Raw genomic sequence first — 23,749 nt, forward strand, 5'->3', positions numbered from 1 at the left:
GGCCGGCGCTTAGCCGACCGAGCCTTCCATCTGGAGCTCGATCAGCCGGTTGAGCTCGAGGGCGTACTCCATGGGCAGTTCCTTGGCGATCGGCTCGACGAAGCCGCGCACGATCATCGCCATCGCCTCGAACTCGGTCAGACCACGGCTCATCAGGTAGAAGAGCTGGTCCTCGGAGACCTTGGAGACGGTCGCCTCGTGGCCCATGGACACGTCGTCCTCGCGGACGTCCACGTAGGGGTACGTGTCCGAGCGGGAGATGGTGTCGACGAGCAGCGCGTCGCAGAGCACGTTCGACTTCGAGCCGTGGGCGCCCTCGCCGATCTCGACGAGACCGCGGTAGGACGTACGGCCGCCACCGCGCGCCACCGACTTCGACACGATGTTCGAGGAGGTGTTCGGCGCCATGTGGACCATCTTGGAGCCGGCGTCCTGGTGCTGGCCCTCGCCCGCGAAGGCGATGGACAGGGTCTCGCCCTTGGCGTGCTCGCCCATCAGGTAGACGGCCGGGTACTTCATGGTGACCTTGGAACCGATGTTGCCGTCGATCCACTCCATGGTCGCGCCCTCGTACGCCACGGCGCGCTTGGTGACCAGGTTGTAGACGTTGTTCGACCAGTTCTGGATGGTCGTGTAACGGCAGCGGGCGCCCTTCTTCACGATGATCTCGACCACCGCGGAGTGCAGGGAGTCCGACTTGTAGATCGGTGCCGTACAGCCCTCGACGTAGTGGACGTAGGCGTCCTCGTCGACGATGATCAGCGTCCGCTCGAACTGGCCCATGTTCTCCGTGTTGATACGGAAGTAGGCCTGGAGCGGGATCTCGACGTGCACGCCCTTCGGCACGTAGATGAAGGAGCCGCCCGACCACACGGCGGTGTTCAGCGACGCGAACTTGTTGTCACCGACCGGGATGACCGTGCCGAAGTACTCCTTGAAGAGCTCCGGGTGCTCCTTGAGAGCGGTGTCGGTGTCCAGGAAGATGACGCCCTGCTCCTCCAGGTCCTCGCGGATCTGGTGGTAGACGACCTCGGACTCGTACTGGGCCGCGACACCGGCGACGAGGCGCTGCTTCTCCGCCTCCGGGATGCCGAGCTTGTCGTACGTGTTCTTGATGTCCTCGGGCAGGTCCTCCCAGGACTCCGCCTGCTTCTCCGTGGAGCGCACGAAGTACTTGATGTTGTCGAAGTCGATGCCCGACAGGTCGGAACCCCAGTTGGGCATGGGCTTCTTCCCGAAGAGGCGCAGGCCCTTCAGGCGGAGCTTGGTCATCCACTCCGGCTCGCTCTTCTTCGCGGAGATGTCGCGGACGACGTCCTCGTTGATGCCGCGCTTGGCGGAGGCACCGGCCACGTCGGAGTCGGCCCAGCCGTATTCGTACGTACCCAGACCCTCGAGCTCAGGGTGGGCAGTCTCCTCGATGGGGAGCGTCATGCGGGGTTCCTCCCGGCGGTGCTTGCAGATGCGTTGTGAGTGGATTGCGAAATCTTGGGGATGAACGTCGTGCACACACCGTCGCCGTGGGCGATGGTGGCCAGCCGCTGGACGTGCGTGCCGAGCAACTGGGAGAAGAACTCCGTCTCCGCCTCGCACAGCTGCGGGAACCGCTCGGCGACGTGGGCGACCGGGCAGTGGTGCTGGCAGAGCTGCTCGCCGACCGGTGCGCTGCGCGCCGTGGCAGCGTACCCGTCGGCACTCAGGGCCTTGGCCAGCGCTTCCGTGCGCTCTTCGGGGGACGCGGCCTCGATGGCCGCGCGGTACGCCCCGGCCTGCGCGGCGATCCGGGCGCGGGCGAAGGAGAGAACCGCCTCGTCCCCGCCCTCGCGCTCGGCGATCCAGCGCAGTGCGTCCTCGGCGAGCTTGTCGTAGGACTGGTCGAAGGCGTCCCGGCCGCAGTCGGTCAGGGCGAACACCTTGGCGGGTCGGCCGCGCGTGCGCGCTCCGTAGACCCGCTGCTCACGTGCTTCCACGACGTCGTCCGCGACGAGCGCGTCGAGATGACGTCGTACGGCGGCCTGGGTCAGCCCCAGCCGGCCCGCGAGGTCGGCCACGGTCGACGGGCCGTGGTCCAGGATGGACCGCGCGACCCGGTTGCGCGTCGAGCGCTCACCGGTCGCGAGTTCCTCCTGCGGGGCCCCCGCGGGGGTCTCCCGAGCCTCGCCAACGTATTTCACAACGCCATTGTTGCGTAATTCCTCAGGCCCTGACAAGCCGCGCCCTCCGGAGGGGTCGGTGCGCTGCATCACTTAGGTATACCTAAGGTGACCTGGGCAAACGATCTTTGATCGATCAATTCGGTGGCGTCCGGGCAGGCTCTCGGGGAGACTCCGGAACCATGTCGACACCCCCTCCGACCGGCCCACTCGTCACCCGGGACACCCTCGCCGGGGACCTGCGCGCGCTGGGCGTACAAACCGGAGAAACGCTTCTTGTGCACTCCTCGCTCAGTGCCCTCGGCTGGGTGAACGGCGGCCCTGTGGCCGTTGTCCAGGGACTGCTCGACGCACTCGGTCCGCACGGCACCCTGGTGGTGCCGACACAGTCCGGCGACCTCTCCGATCCGGCGCTGTGGAGCCGTCCGCCGGTACCCGAGGAGTGGTGGCCGACCATCCGGGCGACCATGCCCCCCTACGACCCTCGCGTGACGCCCTCACGCGGCGTCGGCGTGATACCCGAGACCGTCCGCACCTGGCCCGGCGCCCTGCGCAGCGCGCACCCGGAGACCTCTTTCGCGGCGCTCGGCCCGCGCGCGGCGGCGGTCGTGGACGGGCACGCGCCCGACTGCCGGCTCGGCGAGCGCAGCCCGCTGGCCCGCCTGGAGGCCGGCGGCGCCCGCGTCCTGCTGCTCGGCGCGGGCTACAGCACCTGCACCAGCTTCCACCTGGCCGAATACCGCGTCGCCTCGCCCGTCGTCGAGGTCGGACGACCGTCCCCGACAGGCTGGGAGAAGGTCCGGGAGGTGTCGATCACCTCCGAGCTGTTCGAGGAGCTGGGCGCCGACTTCGAGCGGGACCGTCCCGTCGTACGGGGCACCGTGGGCGCGGCCCGGGCGCGGCTGTTCCCGGTGGCCGACGCGGTGGCGTACGCGGAGCGGTGGCTGCCGCTGCACCGGCCGCGGGACGTGTACGTGGATGCGGCCCCCGGCGGTTCCGGGTCGCGCGGACGTCCCTAGACTTGCGCCTCATGCGAAGCGAGCCCGTGGTCCAGGTCCAGGCCCTGGTGAAGCGGTACGGCACGAAGACCGCGGTGGACGGCCTCGACCTGGTGGCCACGGCGGGCATCACCGCCGTACTCGGACCCAACGGCGCCGGCAAGACGACCACGGTCGAGACCTGCGAGGGGTACCGGAAGCCGGACTCCGGCACGGTGCGCGTCCTTGGCCTCGACCCGGTGAGACAGTCGGGAGAGCTGCACTCCCGCATCGGTGTGATGCTCCAGTCCGGCGGCGTCTACTCGGGCGCCCGGGCCGACGAGATGCTCCGCCATGTCGCGAAACTGCACGCCCATCCCCTGGACGTCGACGCGCTCATCGAGCGGCTGGGCCTGGAGGGCTGCGGCCGGACGACGTACCGGCGTCTGTCGGGCGGCCAGCAGCAGCGCCTCGCGCTCGCCATGGCGGTCGTCGGCCGCCCCGAGCTGGTCTTCCTGGACGAGCCGACCGCCGGCCTCGACCCACAGGCCCGCCACGCCACCTGGGACCTGGTCCGCGACCTGCGCTCCGACGGCGTCTCCGTGATCCTCACCACGCACTACATGGACGAGGCCGAGCAGCTCGCCGACGACGTCGCGATCATCGACGCGGGCCGGGTCATCGCCCAGGGCTCCCCCGAGGCGCTGTGCCGCGGCGGCGCCGAGAACACCCTGCGCTTCAGCGGCCGCCCCGGACTCGACGTGAACTCCCTGCTGAAGGCCCTCCCGGCGGACTGCACGGCGGCCGAGCTGACACCGGGTGCCTACCGCGTCGGCGGCAAGGTCGACCCGCAGCTGCTGGCCACCGTCACGTCCTGGTGCGCCCAGCACGGCGTGATGCCGGAGAAGATCTCGGTCGAACGCCACACCCTGGAAGACGTCTTTCTGGAACTGACCGGCAAGGAGCTGCGGTGATGAACGGGGCTCGACCTCGCAACGGCCGGGGGTCCGGGGGTTGTCCCCCGGGAAGACACAGCCTGGAACTGACCGGCAAGGAGCTGCGGTGATGAACGGGGCTCGACCTCGCAACGGCCGGGGGTCCGGGGGTTGTCCCCCGGGACGACACAGCCTGGAACTGACCGGCAAGGAGCTGCGCTGATGACGCAGGCACAGCTTGGAACCGACCTGCCAGGAGCTGGGTCCATGACCACCGCCGGCACGTACACCCCGAAGCCGGGTGCCGCCCCGCTGCCCCGCATGATCGGCGCGCAGGCGGCGCTCGAGACGAAGATGCTGCTCCGCAACGGCGAGCAACTCCTCCTCACGGTCATCATCCCGACGCTTCTGCTCGTCCTGTTCAGCTCGGTCGACATCATCGACACCGGCAAGGGCGAGGCGGTCGACTTCCTCGCGCCGGGCATCCTGGCCCTCGCCGTGATGTCGACGGCGTTCACCGGCCAGGCGATCGCCACGGGCTTCGAGCGCCGTTACGGCGTCCTGAAGCGGCTGGCCGCCTCCCCGCTCCCCCGCTGGGGCCTTATGACCGCGAAGACGGCGTCGGTCCTGGTCACGGAGATCCTTCAGGTGACCCTGCTGACCGTGATCGCCTTCGCGCTGGGCTGGTCGCCGCACGGCAACCCGCTCGCCGTCCTGCTCCTGCTGATCCTCGGTACCGCGGCCTTCTCCGGGCTCGGCCTGCTCATGGCGGGCACGCTGAGGGCCGAGGCGACGCTGGCCGCCGCCAACCTGGTCTTCCTGCTGTTCCTGGTCGGCGGCGGGGTGATCGTCCCGATGGACAAGTTCCCCGCGGGCGTCCAGGACGTTCTCGGTCTGCTGCCCATCTCGGCGCTCTCCGACGGACTGCGGGACGTGCTCCAGCACGGCGCCGGGATGCCCTGGGCCGACCTCGGGATCCTGGCCGTCTGGGCGGTCGTGGGGCTCGGCGCGGCCGGCCGGTTCTTCCGCTGGGAGTGACCGAACGCACTGCCGCGGGACGGACCCTCGTGAAAGCGTGCACAAGCGGCCCCCTACGATGGTGCGCGTGCCGAATCTGACCCGAGCCGACGCCCTCAGCGCGGTGCGCAACCCCCTCGCCTTCATCGCCGAACGCTGGACCCCGACATCCCGGACGGTGCGGCGCGCGGCCCTGTCCGCGCTCGTCATGGCGGTCGTCATCGTCGTCACCGGCGGTGCCGTGCGGCTCACCGGCTCCGGCCTCGGCTGCCCGACCTGGCCCAAGTGCACCGACGACTCGCTCACGGCGACGAGCGCGATGGGCTTCCACGGCGCCATCGAGTTCGGCAACCGCATGCTGACGTACGTCCTGTGCGCCGCCGTCGGATGGGCGATCATCGCCGCCCGCTCGCAGAAGCCGTGGCGCCGGAGCCTCACCCGGCTGGGCTGGGCCCAGTTCTGGATCGTGATGAGCAACGCGATCCTCGGCGGCATCGTCGTCCTGGTCGGTCTGAACCCCTACACGGTCGCCGCCCACTTCCTGCTCTCCACCGCGCTCATCACCGTCGCCGCGCTCCTGTGGCAGCGCACCCGCGAGGGCGACGCGGCAGCGCGTCCGCTCGTCGGCAAGTCGGTGCGGCAGCTCGTGTGGTTCCTCGTCGTCGCCGCAGGCCTGCTCATCGCGGCCGGCACGGTCGTCACCGGTGCCGGCCCCCACGCGGGCGACTCCAGTGAGGTCGCCCGCATGGCCGTCAGCTGGGAGAACGTCACCAAGCTGCACGCCGTGCTGGCCTGGATCGTCGTCACGCTGACCTTCGCCCTGTGGTTCGTCCTCAAGGCGGTGGACGCTCCCATGGGTCCCCTGCGGCGCACCCGCGACCTGTTCCTGATCCTGCTGTCCCAGGGCGTCATCGGCTACGTCCAGTACTTCACCGACCTGCCCGAGGCTCTGGTCGCCCTGCACATGCTCGGCTCCTGCCTGGTGTGGATCGGGGTGCTGCGTGTTCTGCTGGCCCTGCGCGAGCGTCCGGAGACCGTGGCGGACGTGCCGGGTCCCGCGACGCAGTCGGCGCTCACGCGCGCGTAGCCCCCGAATCGGCGAAATCGGCGCTCACGCGCGCGTGGCCCCCGCGTGGGCGGTCACCAGGCCGTCGATCGCGGGTCCGAGGAAGCTCCTGGTCAGCTCGCCCCTGCGGTCCGCCCACTCCGGTGTCGGCGGCGCGGGACTGCCGTAGCGCCGTTCCCTGATGTCGTCGACCACCTCCACCGGCGCCCCGAGCCCGGGGAGCAGGTCGAGGGCCTCCCGCTTGGAGATCAGCCGCCCGTCCCGCAGCGTCACCGTCGCCCGCGCGAAGGTGATCGTGCCCAGACAGACCCACACGTCCCGTGTCCACAGCGCGGCCTTGTCCACCGCGGGGCGCCAGAACTCCTTCTGGTCCCGGACGACGAAGGCGCGCAGCTCGGGGTCCGGGACAGGCGGCAGCAGGTCCGCCGGCGGTCCGCCGTGCAGGACGCGCCCGAAGGCGTGCAGCTCACGGCGGGTGACCGGGGTGACCGGCCGGCGCATCAGACCGTTGTGGGCCCAGGTGATGTACGGCGTCCCGGCGTCGGCCGCCGTCCCGGGCGTCGGATAGCTGCAGTGCAGCTGCCCGGCCAGCGGCTCGTCGGCACGCAGCCGCCGGTGCAGCCGGACCAGTTCGCGTACGGCGCCGAGCCCCAAGGGATCGTCCAGCACGGCGATCAGGTCCAGATCACTGCGCCCCTCCTGGTAGTCGCCGCCGGCCAGCGACCCATGGGCCCACACGGCGACCGGGTCGAGGGCACGCAGGTCGGCGAGGAAGCGGTCGAGCAACCGGGCGGTGGCTTCATCGGTCATCCGCACAGTCTGTAGCCGCCCGGCACTCCGGTGAAGGGGGCACGCGGCCGGTTCCCGCGACCACGCCGCCGGGCGCCTGGCGGGCTTCGCCTCACTCCAGCGCGTACACCCGCCGCGCGTTCCCCGCCGCGATCAGAGCCGCGACCCGCTGCGCGTCGGCCAGCGACCAGGCCCCTTCGGCGACCCAGTTGCCGAGCACCCGTGCGAGCGCCTCGCGGAAGAGGCGTGCTCCGATCACATGGAGTTCGGGCAGGCCATGTGCTCCGCTGGAGAAGAGGAGCTTGCCGAAGGGGGCCAGTTCCAGGATCTCGGCGAGGACGGCCGCCGCCCGCGCGCCGGTGCGGACGAGGGCGGCGCCCAGGTCGGCGTACACGTGCGGGAACACTCCGGCGAGGTGGGCCGCGTGCCGGTGGTACGGGTAGCCGTGCAGGAGGACCAGGTCGGTGCCGAGGCCGGCCGTGGCGCGGGCGAAGTCGGTGAACAGGACGGGGTCGGTGCGGTCGATGCGCAGGCCGGGCTCGCCGAGTCCCGCGTGCAGCTGGAGGGGCAGGCCGGACGCGACGGCGATCCACAGCAGATGGCGGAGCAGGACGGGGTCCGTGAGTGTGCCGCCCACCCGGCGGCCCGCCAGCCAGCGGCCCGCCGCGCCCCGTACCTCCCCGGGCCCCGGCGGTTCGGGCGCCAGTGCCAGACCGTGCCGCGCGCCCGCCACGGAGGTGAAGGCCACGGCGGTCGCGGCGGCCCCGTGGACGGACTCGGCGAGATTGGCGAGAAAGGACTCGACCGTTCCGGAGGTGTCGGCGACCTGTTCGGCGAGCAGTTCCAGACGGACGATCTCGTGCGCCCCGGCGGCTCCCGTGGAGGCCATCTCGCCCGGCCCGGTCAGGTCGCCGGGCAGCCCGGTGTCGACGAGATACGTGGTGATGCCGCTGCCGCGCAGGAGTCTGCGGCCCGATTCCAGTACGCCGAGCTCGCGGCGCCGGGCCAGATAGCGGGCGGGCGTGCAGTGCGGCTCGAGCCCGAGCAGGGGCGGACACCAGCGCCGTACGGCGAACCCGGTCTGGGTGTCGAAGAAGGTGGTGCCGGGGGCCGGGGGCCCCTCGGTTCTGGCGAGGTGGGCCTCGAACGTGCCGAGGCCCAGCTCCGTCCGCAGTACGCCGTGGCAGTACTGGTCCACCAGGGACGGCGTTTCGATCATCCGGACTCCCCGCGACTGGACCGTTCCTTTTCAGGTCCTAACGGTTGAGCCGGGTGTCAGGTGTTGGTCCCGCACACCCCGTGCGAACAGCCGATGGTTGTCGGCCGTCCGTGCGACGGGTGACCCGTCGCACGCCGGAGAGCGTCAGTCGTTCGAGGGTCCTCCGACCTGGATGCCCGCCATGCGCTTCCACTCGTACGGGCCTGTCTTCACCTTGGCCGCGAACTCGCCGTCGAACGCCTCGTGGACGGTGATCCCGGCCTTCGTCACGGCGCTCTCGGCGATCTCGTAGCTCTCCGCCACGAGGTCGCCCCAGCCGCCGTCCTCGCCGACGAGCACGATGCGGGCGCCGCGCTGCCCGATGTAGGCGACCTGCGCCTCGGCCCCGCCGTGCGCCTTGGAGAAGGCGGCGATCCGCTGGGCGAGCTTGGCTGCGGCGCGCTCGGCCTTGGGGTCCTGGACGGCGCCGGGGGTCTCGTCGATCTGCTGGGTGTCTGCCATGGCCAGGATGCTACCGACGGGTAGATCGTTCGGCGACGGGAGGGGTGCGTGGCTTTGACCACGCTCCCCGGGGCTCTAGGCCCCACTCGGGCAGCGGGCACCCCCGCCGGCAAGCGGCGGCGTGTCCGACGGAGGTAGCCGTGTCTAACGGAGGAAGGGGTCCACCGCGACGGCCACGAAGAGGATCGACACGTAGGTGATCGACCAGTGGAACAGCCGCATCTCCTTGAGCTTGACGCCCGTCGCCTCGGACTTGGCGCGGTTCTGCAGGCCGTGCGCCTCCCACAGCCAGAACCCGCCCGCGCCGAGCGCGACCACGGTGTAGAACCAGCCCGTGTAGCCGAGTGGGGTGAGCAGCAGCGAGACCGCGACCATCACCCAGCTGTAGATGACGATCTGGCGGGCGACCACCTTGTTGCTCGCGACGACCGGCAGCATCGGCACGCCGACGCGCGCGTAGTCCTCCCTCACCTTCATGGACAGCGGCCAGTAGTGCGGCGGCGTCCAGAAGAACATGACGAGGAAGAGGATGACCGGCGCCCACGACATGGAGTTCGTGACCGACGACCAGCCGATGAGCACGGGCAGACAGCCGGCGATACCGCCCCACACGATGTTCTGCGACGTACGGCGCTTGAGGATCATCGTGTAGACGACCACGTAGAAGAGGAGCGCTCCGAGCGACAGCCAGGCGGACAGCCAGTTGACGGCGAGACCGAACAGCAGGGTCGACACGACGGCCAGGGCGATGCCGAAGGCGAGGCACTCACGAGGGCTGACCATGCCGGTGACCAGGGGACGCTGCGAGGTGCGCTCCATGAGGGCGTCGATGTCGCGGTCGATGTACATGTTCAGCGCGTTGGCGCCGCCCGCGGACAGGTACCCGCCGAGGCAGGTGAGGAGGACCAGCGTCAGGTCCGGCACGCCCTGCTCGGCCAGGAACATCACCGGAACGGTGGTGATCAGCAGCAGTTCGATGATCCGCGGCTTGGTCAGCGCCACGAACGCCTTGACACGGGCCCCGAATGGCCGCTGGCCCCGGCTGCTGCTCGTCCCGAGCACACCGGCTGGACGGGATTCGACGGCCGTCACGCACACCCCTGACAGAGACATCCCAGCAAGCCTTCGGGTGTGAACTCCCCGTAAAGGCTCGCGCGTACCACGCCACTGTAGACGTTGCCCAGACCCCGGCATTCGCGGGGGTGGGCTCGTGTTGAGCGGCGCCGCCGGAAGAGCCGATCGCCACTCGATTGAGCACTCGGACGAGCGGCTCCGTATTCACGTGTCGAACACGGAACGGCCCAGTCGGGAGGCGGATCCCGATGAGTCCCGGCAGTCTGGAATGACTCGAAAAAACGCACGTACTTACGGGGGTAGGCTCGACAACGGCCGGGGCGCCCAGTGCACCGGCAATTCGACATGTGTGACATGTGGAGAGGAGCCCTGACCCAGGGTGAGCACCAAGCCGACCACAACAGACCTCGAGTGGACCGAGTTGGACCAGCGGGCCGTCGACACCGCCCGCGTCCTGGCCGCCGATGCCGTACAGAAGGTCGGCAACGGCCATCCCGGTACGGCCATGAGCCTGGCGCCCGCCGCCTACACCCTCTTCCAGAAGGTGATGCGGCACGACCCGGCGGACACCGACTGGGTTGGACGCGACCGCTTCGTGCTGTCCGCCGGCCACTCGTCCCTGACCCTCTACACCCAGCTCTACCTCGCCGGGTTCGGCCTGGAGCTGGCGGACCTGGAGTCCTTCCGGACCTGGGGCAGCAGGACCCCCGGGCACCCCGAGTACGGTCACACCCCCGGCGTGGAGACCACGACCGGTCCGCTCGGCCAGGGTGTCGCGAACGCGGTGGGCATGGCGATGGCCGCCCGCTACGAGCGTGGCCTGTTCGACCCGGACGCGCCGCAGGGCGAGTCCCCGTTCGACCACTTCATCTACGCGATCGCCGGTGACGGCTGTCTCCAGGAGGGCATCTCCGCGGAGGCCTCCTCCATGGCCGGGCACCAGAAGCTCGGCAACCTGGTCCTGCTGTGGGACGACAACCACATCTCGATCGAGGGCGACACCGAGACCGCGGTCTCCGAGGACACGGCCAAGCGCTACGAGGCCTACGGCTGGCACGTGCAGCGCGTCGCCCCGAAGCCGGACGGCGACCTCGACCCGCACGCCATCTACAACGCCATCGAGGCCGCGAAGAAGGTGACGGACAAGCCGTCGTTCATCGCGATGCGCTCGATCATCGCCTGGCCCGCCCCGAACGCGCAGAACACCGAGGCCGCGCACGGCTCGGCGCTCGGCGACGACGAGGTCGCGGCCACCAAGCGCGTCCTCGGCTTCGACCCGGACAAGTCCTTCGATGTCGCCGCCGAGGTGCTGGCCCACACCCGCCAGGCCCTGGACCGGGGTGCCCAGGCCAAGGCCGAGTGGGAGAAGGGGTACGCCGCCTGGCGCACCGCCAACCCTGAGCGCGCCGCCGAGTACGACCGCATCGCCGCGACCGAGCTGCCGGCCGGCTGGGAGGAGAAGCTCCCGGTCTTCGAGGCGGGCAAGGGTGTCGCCACCCGTGCCGCGTCCGGCAAGGTGCTGCAGGCCCTCGGCGCGGTCATCCCCGAGCTGTGGGGCGGCTCCGCCGACCTGGCCGGCTCGAACAACACCACGATCGACAAGAACAGCTCCTTCCTCCCGGCGGACAACCCGCTGCCGGAGGCGGACCCGTACGGCCGCACGATCCACTTCGGCATCCGCGAGCACTCCATGGCCGCGGAGATGAACGGCATCACGCTGCACGGCAACACCCGCGTCTACGGCGGCACCTTCCTGGTGTTCTCCGACTACATGCGCAACTCGGTCCGCCTGTCGGCCCTGATGCACCTGCCGGTGACCTACGTCTGGACGCACGACTCGGTCGGCCTCGGCGAGGACGGTCCCACCCACCAGCCGGTCGAGCACCTCGCCTCGCTGCGCGCCATCCCCGGCCTCAACGTCGTCCGTCCCGCGGACGCCAACGAGACGGCGATCGCCTGGCGCGAGATCCTCAAGCGCTACACCAAGGTGTTCGGCAAGGGTGCCCCGCACGGTCTCGCGCTGACCCGCCAGGGCGTGCCCACGTACGAGTCGAACGAGGACGCCGCCAAGGGCGGTTACGTGCTGTTCGAGGCCGAGGGCGGCTCGCCCGAGGTCATCCTCATCGGCACCGGCTCCGAGGTGCACGTGGCCGTCGAGGCGCGCGAGCAGCTCCAGGCCGCGGGCATCCCCACGCGGGTCGTGTCCATGCCGTGCGTGGAGTGGTTCGACGAGCAGGACCAGGGGTACCGGGACAGCGTCCTGCCGCCGTCGGTGAAGGCCCGCGTCTCGGTCGAGGCGGGAATCGGTCTCACTTGGCACCGCTTCGTCGGGGACTCCGGACGCATTGTTTCGCTGGAGCACTTCGGCGCTTCCGCGGACGCCAAGACGCTGTTCGCCGAATTCGGTTTCACTGCCGAGAACGTCGCCGACGCCGCCCGGGAATCGATCGCCGCAGCCCAGAGCTGACGCTGACATACGACACGTAGGAGATGGAATTTCCATGACAGACGCACTCAAGCGCCTCTCCGAGGAAGGCGTCGCGATCTGGCTGGACGACCTGTCGCGCAAGCGGATCACGTCCGGCAACCTCGCGGAACTGATCGACCAGCAGCACGTCGTGGGCGTCACCACCAATCCGTCGATCTTCCAGAAGGCGATCAGCAGCGGAGACGGCTACGAGCAGCAGGTCTCCGAACTCGCCGCCCGCAAGGTCACGGTCGAAGAGGCCATCCGCATGATCACCACGGCGGACGTCCGCGACGCCGCCGACATCCTGCGCCCCGTCTTCGACGCGACCGGCGGCCAGGACGGCCGGGTCTCGATCGAGGTCGACCCGCGCCTGGCGCACAACACCACGGCGACCATCGCCGAGGCCAAGCAGCTGGCGTGGCTGGTGGACCGCCCGAACACCCTGATCAAGATCCCGGCCACCAAGGCGGGTCTGCCGGCGATCACCGAGGTCATCGGCCTCGGCATCAGCGTCAACGTCACGCTGATCTTCTCGCTCGCGCGCTACCGCGAGGTCATGGACGCCTTCCTCGCCGGCCTGGAGAAGGCCAAGGAGCGCGGCCTGGACCTCTCGAAGATCCACTCGGTGGCGTCCTTCTTCGTGTCCCGCGTGGACACCGAGATCGACAAGCGGCTCGACGCGCTCGGCACCCCCGAGGCCAAGGCCGCCCGCGGCAAGGCGGGCGTCGCCAACGCCCGGCTCGCCTACGAGGCGTACGAGGAGGTCTTCTCCTCCGACCGCTGGGCCGTCCTCGACCGGGCGCAGGCCAACAAGCAGCGTCCGCTGTGGGCCTCGACCGGCGTCAAGGACCCGGCGTACAAGGACACCCTGTACGTCGACGAGCTGGTCGCGCCGAACACCGTGAACACCATGCCGGAGGCCACTCTCGAGGCCACCGAGGACCACGGGCAGATCACCGGCAACACCATCGCCGGCACGTACGAGCAGTCCCGCGCCGAGCTCGACGCCGTCGAGAAGCTCGGGATCGCCTACGACGACGTGGTCCAGCTCCTCGAGGACGAGGGCGTCGACAAGTTCGAGTCCTCCTGGAACGACCTGCTCAAGTCGACCGAGGCGGAGCTCCAGCGCCTCGCCCCTTCGGAGGGCTGAAACCTTGTCGAGCAGCAACCCGCTGCGTGACCCCGCAGACCGACGGCTCCCGCGTATCGCGGGGCCGTCGGGCCTGGTCATCTTCGGCGTCACGGGCGATTTGTCACGCAAAAAGCTGATGCCCGCCGTGTACGACCTCGCCAACCGGGGGTTGCTGCCGCCGGGCTTCTCGCTCGTCGGCTTCGCCCGTCGCGAGTGGGCCCACGAGGACTTCGCCCAGGAGGTCCACGACGCGGTCAAGGAGCATGCCCGTACGCCCTTCCGCGAGGAGGTCTGGCAGCAGCTCGTCCAGGGCATGCGGTTCGTCCAGGGCACCTTCGACGACGACGACGCCTTCGACCGGCTGCGCTCCACCATCGACGAGCTGGACAAGGCACAGGGCACGGGCGGCAACTTCGCCTTCTACCTGTCCGTGCCGCCGTCCGCGTTCCCGGTGGTCATCCAGCAGCTGAAGAAGCACAAGCTGGCCGACCAGTCGAACGGCTCCTGGCGCCGCGCGGTCATCGAGAAGCCCTTCGGCCACGACCTCGAGTCGGCCGAGGACCTCAACGCGATCGTCCACGAGGTCTTCGCCCCGGACCAGGTCTTCCGCATCGACCACTACCTGGGCAAGGAGACGGTCCAGAACATCCTGGCCCTGCGCTTCGCCAACACGATGTTCGAGCCGATCTGGAACCGGTCCTTCGTCGACCACGTGCAGATCACCATGGCCGAGGACATCGGCATCGGCGGCCGGGCCGGCTACTACGACGGCATCGGCGCCGCCCGTGACGTCATCCAGAACCACCTGCTCCAGCTGATGGCTCTGACGGCCATGGAGGAGCCCTCCTCCTTCGACGCGGACGCGCTCGCCGCGGAGAAGACCAAGGTGCTCGGCGCGACCAGGCTGCCGAAGGACCTGGGCAAGAGCACGGTCCGCGGCCAGTACGCGGCGGGGTGGCAGGGCGGCGAGAAGGTCGTCGGCTATCTCCAGGAAGACGGCATCGACCCCAAGTCGAAGACCGACACCTTCGCCGCGATCAAGGTGGAGGTGGACAACCGCCGCTGGGCGGGAGTGCCGTTCTATCTGCGCACCGGCAAGCGACTGGGCCGCCGCGTCACCGAGATCGCGGTCGTCTTCCAGCGCGCCCCGCACTCCCCCTTCGACCACACGGCGACGGAGGAGCTGGGCCAGAACGCGATCGTCTTCCGCGTCCAGCCCGACGAGGGCGTCACGGTCCGCTTCGGCTCCAAGGTGCCCGGCACCTCCATGGAGATCCGGGACGTCTCGATGGACTTCGCCTACGGCGAGTCCTTCACCGAGTCGAGCCCGGAGGCGTACGAGCGTCTGATCCTCGACGTGCTGCTCGGTGACTCGAACCTCTTCCCGCGCACCGAGGAGGTCGAGCTGTCCTGGAAGATCCTCGACCCGATCGAGCGCTACTGGGACAAGCACGGCAAGCCCGCGCAGTACGCCTCGGGCACCTGGGGTCCCGTCGAGGCCGACGAAATGCTCGAGCGAGACGGACGGAGCTGGCGTCGCCCATGAAGACCGATCTCACGGACACCACGGCCAGCAAGATCAACAAGGCGCTTGTGCAGGGCCGCCGCGCCATCGGCACCCCCGCCGTCGGCATGGTGCTCACCCTCGTCATCGTCACGGACGAGGAGAACGCCTACGACGCCCTGAAGGCCGCCAACGAGGCCTCGCGCGAGCACCCCTCGCGCACCCTCGTGGTCATCAAGCGCGTCTCCCGCTCGCCGCGCGACCGTACGAAGTCGCGTCTGGACGCCGAGGTGCGGCTCGGGGCGGAGGCCGGCACCGGCGAGACGGTGGTGCTGCGCCTGTACGGCGAGGTGATCAACCACGCCCAGTCGGTCGTCCTGCCGTTGCTGCTGCCGGACGCGCCCGTCGTCGTCTGGTGGCCGGTGAACGCGCCGCTCGACCCGGCGAAGGACCCGCTCGGCTCGCTCGGCCAGCGCCGCGTGACCGACACCTACGCCGCCGAGGCCCCGGTACGGGAGCTCAACGCCCGCGCCGACGCCTACACCCCCGGCGACACGGACCTGTCGTGGACCCGCATCACGCCCTGGCGTTCGATGCTGGCCGCGGCGCTGGACCAGGTCACCTGCGACGTGGACGCGGTCGAGGTGGAGGGCGAGGAGTTCAACCCGAGCTGCGAGCTGCTCGCGATGTGGCTCGCGGACCGACTGGACGTCCCCGTCAAGCGCTCGCTGTCCTCGGGCCCCGGCCTCACCGCGGTCCGGCTGGACACGAGCTGCGGCCCGATCGTCCTGGACCGCGCCGACGGCACGCTCGCGACGCTGTCCATCCAGGGCCAGCCCGACCGCGCGGTGGCGCTCAAGCGCCGCGACACGGCCGAGCTGATGGCGGAGGAGCTGCGCCGCCTCGACCCGGACGACACCTACGCCTCGGCGCTGCGCTACGGCGTGGACCGGCTGAACGCCGCGGCGGACACCGCCGAGGCCGGGTCCTCGGGCGGTACCGCGACCACCACGAAGGCGGCCCCGGTCGTCAAGGAGTCGCCCGCGGGGGTGGCCGAGAAGGCGCTCGCCAAGAAGGCCGCGGCGGACAGGGCGGCCGCCGAGTGAACACTCCGCAGCTCGTCGTCCACCGCGACAAGGAACTGATGGCCCAGGCCGCGGCGGCGCGGCTGATCACGAAGATCGTGGACGCGCAGGCCTCGCGCGGCTACGCCTCGATCGTGCTCACCGGCGGACGCAACGGCAACGGGCTCCTCGCGGCACTCGCGTCCGCGCCCGCCCGGGACGCCGTCGACTGGGCGCACCTCGACCTGTGGTGGGGCGACGAGCGCTACCTCCCCGAGGGCGACGCCGACCGCAACGACACACAGGCCCGCGCGGCCCTGCTCGACGCGGTGCCGCTCGATCCGGCGCGGGTGCACCCGATGCCGGCGTCCGACGGTCCGTACGGCACCGATGTGGACGCGGCGGCGGAGGCCTACGCGGCGGAGCTCGCCAAGGCCGCCGGGCCGGAGAACCACGGTCCGGTTCCCGCCTTCGACGTCCTGATGCTGGGCGTCGGCCCGGACACCCACGTGGCCTCGCTCTTCCCGGAGCTGCCCGCGGTGCGGGAGACGGAGCGGACGGTGGTCGGCGTACACGGAGCGCCCAAGCCGCCGCCGACCCGGATCTCGCTGACCCTGCCCGCGATTCGCTCCGCCCGCGAGGTGTGGCTGCTCGCGGCCGGCGAGGACAAGGCGCAGGCGGCCGCCATCGCCCTGTCCGGCGCGGGCGAGATCCAGGCCCCGGCCGCCGGTGCCCGCGGCCGGTCCCGCACCCTGTGGCTCCTGGACGCGGCAGCGGCGTCCCAGCTGCCGCGCTCGCTCTATCCGCCGGCTTCCGCCTGAGCGGAGTCGCTCCGTCGAACGCCGGAGAAGCCGATCCTCGGCTTCTCCGGCGTTCGACGTGCGGGGCCCGGAGCGGAGCTCCGGGAACGGACAGGGGCGAACCGGCGGGTCCGCCGTCACTTCACCGATCCCGCCATCACCCCCTGGACGAAGTGCCGCTGGAAGGCGAAGAAGACCGCCACCGGGACCACGAGGGACAGGAACGCCCCCGGGGCCAGCACGTCGATGTTGCTTCCGAACTGCCGGATCTGTGACTGGAGTTCGACCGTGAGCGGCTGTGCGGAGCTGTCGGCGAAGAGCAGGGCGACCAGCATGTCGTTCCAGACCCAGAGGAACTGGAAGATGGCGAGGCTGGCGATGGCCGGCCGTCCCACCGGAAGGACCAGCCGGGTGAAGATGCGCCACTCGGTCCCCCCGTCCATGCGCGCCGCCTCCAGCATCTCCTTCGGCATCTCCGCGAAGTAGTTGCGCAGCAGGAAGATCGCGAACGGCAGGCCGTACGAGACGTGGAAGAGGACGACTCCGGGGATCGTGCCGAACAGCCCGAGCTGCCCGAAGAGTTTGGCCACCGGCAGCAGACCGATCTGCACCGGCACCACCAACAGCGCGACCACCAGCAGGAAGATCGCGTCGCGCCCCGGGAAGTCCAGCCAGGCGAAGGCGTATCCGGCGAGCGCGGCGATGACGACGACGAGGACGGTCGCCGGGACGGAGATCAGGACGGTGTTCCAGAACGCCTGTGTCATCCCCGCGTTGCCCAGCAGGGCGGAGTAGTTGTCGAAGGACAGTTGCCCGGGGCTCTTCAGCGCGGTCCACCAGCCGCCCCGCGCGGTGTCCTGGGCCGACCGCAGCGAGGACAGGAACAGGCCCGCGAGCGGGGTGAGCCACACCAGGCCCACGACGACGAGAAACGCCTGCACCAGGCTGCTGCCGAGCCCTCGCCTGAGCGCGTTCATCAATGACTCCCTCGGAAACGGCGGACGTTGAAGACCATGGCGGGGATCACCAGGAGCAGGAGCAGGACGCCGAGCGCGCTGCCGAGACCCTGGTTGTTGCCGCCGCCGAAGGACACCAGCCACATCTGGGTGGCGAGTACGGTGGCGTCCTCCTGCACCGGGCCCGGGGCGATGATGTAGACGAGGTCGAAGACCTTCATCACGTTGATGACGAGGGTCACGAAGACGACGGTCAGGACCGGTGCGAGCAGCGGGACCGTGATCCGGCGGAAGATCTGCCACTCGTTCGCCCCGTCCATCCGGGCCGCCTCCAGCGCGTCACGCGGCAGCGCGGCGAGACCCGCGCCGATGAGCACCATGGCGAAGCCGGTCCAGATCCACAGGTAGGCGCCGATGACGGCCGGCGTGACCAGCGCGGGTCCCAGCCAGGACACCCCCTCGTACGGCGGGGCGAAGTTCGACGCGGGCAGCCGCACGGTGTACCGGCCCGGGCCGAGGTCCTGGAAGCGGAAGGATCCGTCGGCCGCGGTGCTGGTGCTCGCGACCGCGTGACCGTCCCGTACCGCCTCGACCGTCATCTCGGGCAGTCCGCTCTCCTTCCGGTCGGCCTTGCCCTGCTCCCCTCCCCCGCCGCGGGTGAAGTCCAGGTAGACGGCACCGCGCAGTTCGTCGGACGCGGCCGGGAGCCGGGCGGCGGCGTACGCGGGCCGCGCGCCCCGCGGCAGGTCCTCGGGGAGTACGCCGACCAGGCCGAGGGCGACGGTGTGGCCCGGCGACGTGGGAGCGGTCGTGCCGTACGAGCCGTCGGCGCCCCGGGTGAGGCCCTGGCCGTCGCGGGCGCGGGCGGTCGGGTACGTCGAGGTTCCCGTGAAGGCGTCGTGCACGGAGACGACGGCGGCGTTCAGCACGCCCTTGTCGGGGTCCTCGTCGTAGGCGAGCCGGAAGATGATGCCCGCGGCGAGGAAGGAGACCGCCATCGGCATGAAGAGCAGCAGCTTGAACGCCGTCGCCCAGCGCACCTTCTCGACGAGGACGGCGAGGACGAGGCCGAGGCCCGTGAGCAGGGTCGGTGCGACGACCACCCAGATCGCCGTGTTGCGGACGGCCTTGATCGTGGCGGGGTCGCGGAACATCTCGGTGTAGTTGTCACCGCCCACGAACCGGGTGCCGGAGGCGTCGAAGAAGCTGCGGCCCACGGAGAACAGCACGGGGTAGACGACGAGCGCGCCGAGCAGGAGCAGGGCGGGCAGGACGAAGGCGAGGGCGACGACCCGGCCGCGGCGCCGGGCCCGCCGTCTGCGGTCGGCCGGGGCGACCGGCGGCGGGCTCGCCTCTTTCAGGAGCGTGGCGGTCATGCGCGATCAGCCCTTGTACGCCTTGGCCGCCGCGCTCTCCAGCTCGGCCGCGGTCCCCTTCGGGTCGGACGGGTTGCGCAGGAAGTCCTGGAGGATCTTCCACTCACCGGCGCCCTTGGTGCCGCCGAACGCGGCCGGGGCCTGGTCGGACATGTCGAAGCGGACCGAATCCCCGGCCGCGACGAGGGACTTGGCGGTCTCGCGGGTGACGTCGTCACCGTAGGCGGCGAGGTCGAGCTTCTTGTTCGGGGACAGGAAGCCACCCGCTCCGGCCCAGACCGCGGACGCCTCGGGGGTCGTCAGGTACTCCAGGAACCGCATGGCGGCCTTCTGGTTCTTGCCGTCCTTGAGGACGACGGCCGCGTCGCCGCCGCTGACCACGGGGGCCTTCCCGCCGGCTACCGCGGGGAAGGGGAAGAAGTTCGCGTTCTCGCCGATCTTCCTGCCGAACTGGTCCTTGGCGACCCCGGCGACGAAGTCGCCCTCGTAGACCATGCCGGCCTGGGGCTCGGGCCCGAATACCTTCTCGACGGAGCCCGGGAAGTCGGTGTTCAGGGCCCCCTTCTGGCCCCCGGCCATCAGCTGCTTGTCCTTGAAGAGCTTGCCGAGGGTGGTGAGGGCCTCGACCACCGTCGGGTCGGTCCACTTGATCCTGTGGGTGGCCAGGGCGTCGTACTTCTCCGGCCCGGCCTGGGAGAGGTAGATGTTCTCGAACCAGTCGGTGAGCGTCCAGCCGTCCTGTCCGGCGACGGAGAAGGCGGCGAGACCCGAGTCGGAGACCGTGTGCCCGGCCTTCAGCATCGCGTCGTAGGTCGTCGGCGGCTCGACGCCCGCCCGGTCGAGAGCCTCGGGGCTGTACCAGACGGTGGACTTGTGAGCGGCCTTGAAGTAGAGCCCGTACAGCGTGCCGTCGACGCTGCCGTAGTTCTTCCACACGCTCGCGTAGTCGGCGTCGACCGCGGCCCCGGCCTTCTTGGACAGCGGCTCGAGCCAGCCCTGCTTCGCGAACTGCTGGAGCACGCCGACCTGCGGGACCATCACCACCTCGGGGGCCTTGCCGCCCTCGATCTTGCTGCCGATCACGGTGGAGACGTTGTCGCCGGTGGAGACGAACCGCGTCTTGGCGCCGGTCTTCTCGGTGAAGGCGTCCAGCACCTTCTGGAAGTTCTTCTGCTCGCTGCCGGACCAGACACCGGCCACGGTGATCGTCTGGCCGTCGAGCGACTTGTCGCCGCCGCCCGCGGAGACGGGGCCGCCTCCGCAGGCGGTCGCGCCGAGTGCCAGGGCGAGGGCGGTGCAGCTCGCGAGCAGGGTCGTACGTCGTCGCATCATCGTTGATGTCCCTTCGGGGAAATGGGAATTGACGGATCGTCAAGGAGTGCTGGAAGGAGAGCGGGGCTCGGCGGGAAGGTCGTGGGCCCGGACCAGGCAGGAGGGCTCAGGGATTGGTGGAGTCGCTGATCCACCAGGCGGCCGTCGCGCCGGGCAGGACGCCCGGGGCGCAGGGGCCGCTGGAGAGCAGCGGGGTGCCGGAGACCGGCGCGGGCGCGGGTGCCGAGCCGAAGTTGACGGCACACACCAGGCCGTCGCCGCGGACGAAGCCGAGGACACCGGGCTGGGTGTCCAGCCAGCGCAGCTCCCCCTCCCCCAACTGGGGTAGCCCGGAGCGCAGTTGGAGTCCGTCGCGGTAGAGGTGCCAGAAGGAGCGGGTGTCGGCGAGGGCGCGGTCGGTGGCGTACTCGGCGAAGTAGGCGGGCTGCGGCAGCCACGGCTTGGCGCTCTCCGCACCCGAGGTGAAACCGAACGGCGACGCGTGCCCCGACCACGGCAGCGGCACCCGGCAGCCGTCGCGGATGCGTGCGCGGCTTCCGGTGCGGCGGAATATCGGATCGGTGAGCACGTCGTCGGGAAGGTCGACGACCTCGGGCAGTCCGAGCTCCTCGCCCTGGTAGATGTACGCGGCTCCGGGCAGTGCCAGCATCAGCAGCGCCGCGGCGCGGGCGCGGGCGGCACCCAGACCGCTGCCCTCGGTGCCCAGTTCGCCGTAGCGGGTGACCGTGCGGACCTGGTCGTGGTTGTTGAGCACCCAGGTGACCGTCGAGCCGGTGCCGGCGATGTCCTGCATGGCCTCGGAGATGACCTTGCGGAAGGCGTCGGCGTTCCAGGGCGCGCTCAGCAGGTCGAAGAAGAAGGCCTGGTGCAGCTCGTCGTGGCGGACGTACCGGGCGTGTTCGCGGGCGGTCGGCACGGAGACCTCGCCGACGAGCAGCCGCTCCCGGCCGTCCTCGGCGGTGTACTCCTCGCACACGGACCGCCAGTGGCGCCAGACGTCGTGCACCTCCGGCTGGTTCCAGGCGAGCGGGTTGACCGAGTCGCGGGTGCGGGCGTCGGCCTCGGGGTCGGGCGAGTCCGGCAGGCCGGGGTGCTTGTAGAGCCCGGCGGCCACGTCGATGCGGAAGCCGTCGACGCCCCGGTCGAGCCAGAAGCGCAGTACGTGGTCGAAGTGGCCGCCGACCTCGGGGTTGCGCCAGTTCAGGTCGGGCTGCTCCGGCGTGAACATGTGGAGGTACCACTGTCCGGGCGTGCCGTCCCGCTCGGTGACCCTGCTCCAGGCGGGGCCGCCGAACATGGCGTGCCAGTTGTTGGGCGGTTCGGCGCCGTCCGGCCCCCGGCCGTCGGCGAAGTGGAAGCGGGCGCGGGCGGTGCCGCCGGGCGCCGAGTCCAGCGCCTCGCGGAACCACGGGTGCTCGCTGGAGCAGTGGTTGGGGACGATGTCCAGGAGCACCCGGACGCCGAGGCGCCGGGCGTCCGTCATCAGCAGGTCGAACTCGGCGAGGTCGCCGAAGAGCGGGTCCACGTCGCAGTGGTCGGCCACGTCGTAACCGTGGTCGTGCTGCGGCGAGGGGTAGAAGGGGCTCAGCCAGATGCCGTCCACCCCGAGCTTCTTCAGATACGGCAGTCCGGCCCGGACGCCGGCGAGATCGCCGATGCCGTCCCCGGTGCTGTCCAGAAAGCTCCGGACGTACACCTGGTAGATCACTGCGTCGCGCCACCAGCGGTGCATGTTGAGCGTCACCCGTTGACCTGTCTGTGCGTGCCTTCGGTTATGCATGCATGTTAGGTAGGCATGTCGCGGAGATGTCAACGAGCAGGCGAGAGGTCAGGGAAAGCTGCCCCTTTAAATGGGCATTTTTTGGCCCGCCCCGTCCGAGATGAGACGGCGGCGTTACCTAACATGTAACTAGGAAGGGTCGCTGGATGCGACGAAGAAGGGGCTCAGCCCCGGCGCGAGATGTCGGCCAGTTCGCGCGCCAGCCGGCGCACGGCGGCCTCGGGCGTCTGGGCCCCGGTCATCGCGTCGTGCACCACGGCCTGCACGGCGAGGCTCACCTGGTCGTAGCGAGGGCTCTTGGGGCGCGGCGCGGCGGCGCGCACACCGGCACGCAGCGTCGGCAGGTACGGGAACTTCCGGACCAGCTCCGGATCCTCGTAGAGGTCGGCCCGTACGGGCGGCAGCGCGCCCTTGGTGAGGACCTGCCGCTGCACCCGCTCACTCGTGAGGTACGCGATCAGCCTCGCGGCGGAATCGGGGTGCTCGGCCCTCGCGTTGACCGCGAGGTTCGAACCGCCGAGCACGCTCGTCCCCGGTCCGTCGGGGCCTGGCAGCGGAACCGCGCCGACCTTCCCCGCGACGGCCGACCCCGGGGCGGAGGCGCTGACGTAGGCGTAGGGCCAGTTGCGCAGGAAGAGGAGATGGCCGTCCTGGAAGGCCTGTTTGGACTCCTGCTCCTTGTAGGTCAGCGCCTTCCTCGGTATCCAGCCGTCGCGAACGCCGTCGGCGAGGAAGCCGATGCCCTCGCGGGCCGCCGCGGAGTCCACGGTGACGCGCTCGCCCTCGTCGCCGAGGATCGTGCCGCCCGCCGAGTAGACCGCCTCGGCGGCGTTCACGGTGAGGCCCTCGTAGGGCAGGAACTGGCCCGCGTATCCGTCGAGTCCGTACTTCGGCGCGATGGTCCTCGCCTGTTTCTCCAGCTCGGCCCAGGTGCGTGGCGGCGCGACGCCTTCCTTGGCCAGGACGTCCTTGCGGTAGAGGAGCAGACCGGCGTTGGTGACGTACGGGACGGCGTACAGCCTCCCGTCGTACCTCGCCGTGTCGGCCACCGGCGACAGGAAGCCGTCGAGCGGGAAGCGGTCGCGGGGCAGCGGGGAGATCCAGCCCGCGGCGGCGAACTCCGAGGTCCACGCGACATCGATGTTGAGGACGTCGAAGCGGCTCCGGTCACCGCCGCGCAGGTCGGTGGTCATCTGCGCGTGGGTCTCGTCCGCGGAGTCGGGGAGTTCGACGAGGGTGACCTTCTCGCCGGGGTGCGCGCGGTTCCAGTCGTCGAGCAGCGGCCCGAGATAGTTGGTGAGGTCACCGGCGGTGGCCAGCGTCAGCGGACCGCGTCCGCCCCCGCGCGCGCTGTCGGCGGGCGAACCCGAGGCGACGTAACCGGACAGGACCACCGCGACGACCAGGAGGCCCCTACCGGCGGCGCGTATCCACCGCATAGGTTCCTCCCTGTACACCGGCACCGGGCACCTTCGCCCGGAGTCAGAGGCCATGTATACCTGTTAGGTATGGGCGATACTAGGGCCTGCGGCACATTGGCCTCCGGCTCATCGGTGTTCGGCACATGGACCCGCAACAGATGACGAGCATGCCGTGAGCGGCCG

At 70.4% G+C, this 23,749-nt stretch carries 20 protein-coding genes; 9 read left to right on the plus strand and 11 right to left on the minus strand.

Features of this window, described 5'->3' with window-relative positions; genetic code table 11:
• Positions 1 to 9 precede the first annotated feature (9 nt).
• Together sufB and OG788_RS13080 are read right to left on the minus strand one after the other, a co-directional pair.
• Positions 10 to 1,434: a Fe-S cluster assembly protein SufB gene (gene sufB / locus OG788_RS13075; RefSeq protein ID WP_356757994.1), complete on the minus strand. Its 1,425-nt coding sequence runs from the start codon at positions 1,432 to 1,434 to the stop codon at positions 10 to 12.
• A complete protein-coding gene (locus OG788_RS13080; protein ID WP_356757995.1) occupies positions 1,431 to 2,174 on the minus strand; it encodes a metalloregulator ArsR/SmtB family transcription factor in 744 nt (247 codons plus the stop codon). Before OG788_RS13080 ends, sufB begins: the two co-directional genes overlap by 4 nt.
• A gap of 161 nt (positions 2,175 to 2,335) precedes the next feature.
• Here OG788_RS13080 and OG788_RS13085 point away from each other — a divergent pair, with 161 nt between their 5' ends.
• From OG788_RS13085 to OG788_RS13100, 4 genes are all read left to right on the plus strand, one after another.
• Positions 2,336 to 3,172: an aminoglycoside N(3)-acetyltransferase gene (locus OG788_RS13085; RefSeq protein WP_406370880.1), complete on the plus strand. Its 837-nt coding sequence runs from the start codon at positions 2,336 to 2,338 to the stop codon at positions 3,170 to 3,172.
• 11 nt (positions 3,173 to 3,183) lie between these two features.
• A complete protein-coding gene (locus OG788_RS13090; protein WP_406370882.1) occupies positions 3,184 to 4,104 on the plus strand; it encodes an ABC transporter ATP-binding protein in 921 nt (306 codons plus the stop codon).
• Positions 4,105 to 4,332: 228 nt separating this feature from the next.
• Positions 4,333 to 5,103, plus strand: a complete 771-nt coding sequence (locus OG788_RS13095; RefSeq protein ID WP_406370884.1) for an ABC transporter permease — start codon at positions 4,333 to 4,335, stop codon at positions 5,101 to 5,103.
• A 58-nt stretch (positions 5,104 to 5,161) separates the two neighbouring features.
• On the plus strand, positions 5,162 to 6,169 hold the full coding sequence (locus OG788_RS13100) for a COX15/CtaA family protein (protein WP_406370886.1): 1,008 nt from the start codon (positions 5,162 to 5,164) through the stop codon (positions 6,167 to 6,169).
• 24 nt (positions 6,170 to 6,193) lie between these two features.
• On the opposite strand, the gene OG788_RS13105 is transcribed toward OG788_RS13100, so the two are convergent.
• From OG788_RS13105 to OG788_RS13120, 4 genes are all read right to left on the minus strand, one after another.
• Entirely contained in the window at positions 6,194 to 6,958 is a 765-nt protein-coding gene (locus OG788_RS13105; protein WP_406370888.1) for a nucleotidyltransferase domain-containing protein, read from the minus strand.
• 91 nt (positions 6,959 to 7,049) lie between these two features.
• Entirely contained in the window at positions 7,050 to 8,156 is a 1,107-nt protein-coding gene (locus OG788_RS13110; RefSeq protein ID WP_356758005.1) for an amidohydrolase family protein, read from the minus strand.
• Positions 8,157 to 8,300: 144 nt separating this feature from the next.
• A complete protein-coding gene (locus OG788_RS13115) occupies positions 8,301 to 8,657 on the minus strand; it encodes a hypothetical protein (RefSeq protein ID WP_351546337.1) in 357 nt (118 codons plus the stop codon).
• Between the two features lie 144 nt (positions 8,658 to 8,801).
• Positions 8,802 to 9,755 carry a heme o synthase gene (locus tag OG788_RS13120; RefSeq protein ID WP_406376738.1) on the minus strand — a complete coding sequence of 318 codons (954 nt, stop codon included), beginning with the start codon at positions 9,753 to 9,755 and terminating at the stop codon, positions 8,802 to 8,804.
• A gap of 355 nt (positions 9,756 to 10,110) precedes the next feature.
• Between OG788_RS13120 and tkt the strand changes: the two genes are divergently transcribed.
• From tkt to pgl, 5 genes are read left to right on the plus strand one after another with little or no spacing between them, the layout of a single operon-like run.
• Positions 10,111 to 12,198, plus strand: a complete 2,088-nt coding sequence (tkt, locus tag OG788_RS13125; RefSeq protein WP_406370890.1) for a transketolase — start codon at positions 10,111 to 10,113, stop codon at positions 12,196 to 12,198.
• 34 nt (positions 12,199 to 12,232) lie between these two features.
• On the plus strand, positions 12,233 to 13,351 hold the full coding sequence (tal, locus tag OG788_RS13130) for a transaldolase (RefSeq protein WP_356470355.1): 1,119 nt from the start codon (positions 12,233 to 12,235) through the stop codon (positions 13,349 to 13,351).
• 4 nt (positions 13,352 to 13,355) lie between these two features.
• On the plus strand, positions 13,356 to 14,879 hold the full coding sequence (gene zwf / locus OG788_RS13135; protein ID WP_351546345.1) for a glucose-6-phosphate dehydrogenase: 1,524 nt from the start codon (positions 13,356 to 13,358) through the stop codon (positions 14,877 to 14,879).
• Positions 14,876 to 15,943 (plus strand): glucose-6-phosphate dehydrogenase assembly protein OpcA, encoded by a 1,068-nt coding sequence (gene opcA / locus OG788_RS13140; RefSeq protein WP_406370892.1) that lies wholly within the window; start codon positions 14,876 to 14,878, stop codon positions 15,941 to 15,943. The genes zwf and opcA overlap by 4 nt, the downstream gene beginning before the upstream one ends.
• Positions 15,940 to 16,722 carry a 6-phosphogluconolactonase gene (pgl, locus tag OG788_RS13145; protein ID WP_406370894.1) on the plus strand — a complete coding sequence of 261 codons (783 nt, stop codon included), beginning with the start codon at positions 15,940 to 15,942 and terminating at the stop codon, positions 16,720 to 16,722. Before opcA ends, pgl begins: the two co-directional genes overlap by 4 nt.
• A gap of 116 nt (positions 16,723 to 16,838) precedes the next feature.
• On the opposite strand, the gene OG788_RS13150 is transcribed toward pgl, so the two are convergent.
• From OG788_RS13150 to OG788_RS13170, 5 genes are all read right to left on the minus strand, one after another.
• Complete coding sequence (locus tag OG788_RS13150) at positions 16,839 to 17,678, minus strand: carbohydrate ABC transporter permease (RefSeq protein ID WP_406370895.1); 840 nt, start codon at positions 17,676 to 17,678, stop codon at positions 16,839 to 16,841.
• Positions 17,678 to 19,033 carry an ABC transporter permease subunit gene (locus tag OG788_RS13155; protein WP_406370896.1) on the minus strand — a complete coding sequence of 452 codons (1,356 nt, stop codon included), beginning with the start codon at positions 19,031 to 19,033 and terminating at the stop codon, positions 17,678 to 17,680. Before OG788_RS13155 ends, OG788_RS13150 begins: the two co-directional genes overlap by 1 nt.
• A 6-nt stretch (positions 19,034 to 19,039) precedes the next feature.
• Entirely contained in the window at positions 19,040 to 20,365 is a 1,326-nt protein-coding gene (locus OG788_RS13160; RefSeq protein ID WP_406370898.1) for an ABC transporter substrate-binding protein, read from the minus strand.
• Positions 20,366 to 20,471: 106 nt separating this feature from the next.
• The gene (locus tag OG788_RS13165) at positions 20,472 to 22,145 is read right to left on the minus strand and encodes an alpha-amylase family glycosyl hydrolase (protein ID WP_351546363.1); all 1,674 of its coding nucleotides are present in this window, start codon (positions 22,143 to 22,145) and stop codon (positions 20,472 to 20,474) included.
• Positions 22,146 to 22,309: 164 nt separating this feature from the next.
• Positions 22,310 to 23,584: an ABC transporter substrate-binding protein gene (locus tag OG788_RS13170; RefSeq protein WP_406370900.1), complete on the minus strand. Its 1,275-nt coding sequence runs from the start codon at positions 23,582 to 23,584 to the stop codon at positions 22,310 to 22,312.
• Positions 23,585 to 23,749: the final 165 nt, after the last annotated feature.

Origin of the sequence: Streptomyces sp. NBC_00647 (assembly GCF_045207245.1) — a bacterium.
Taxonomy (GTDB): Bacteria; Actinomycetota; Actinomycetes; order Streptomycetales; family Streptomycetaceae; genus Streptomyces.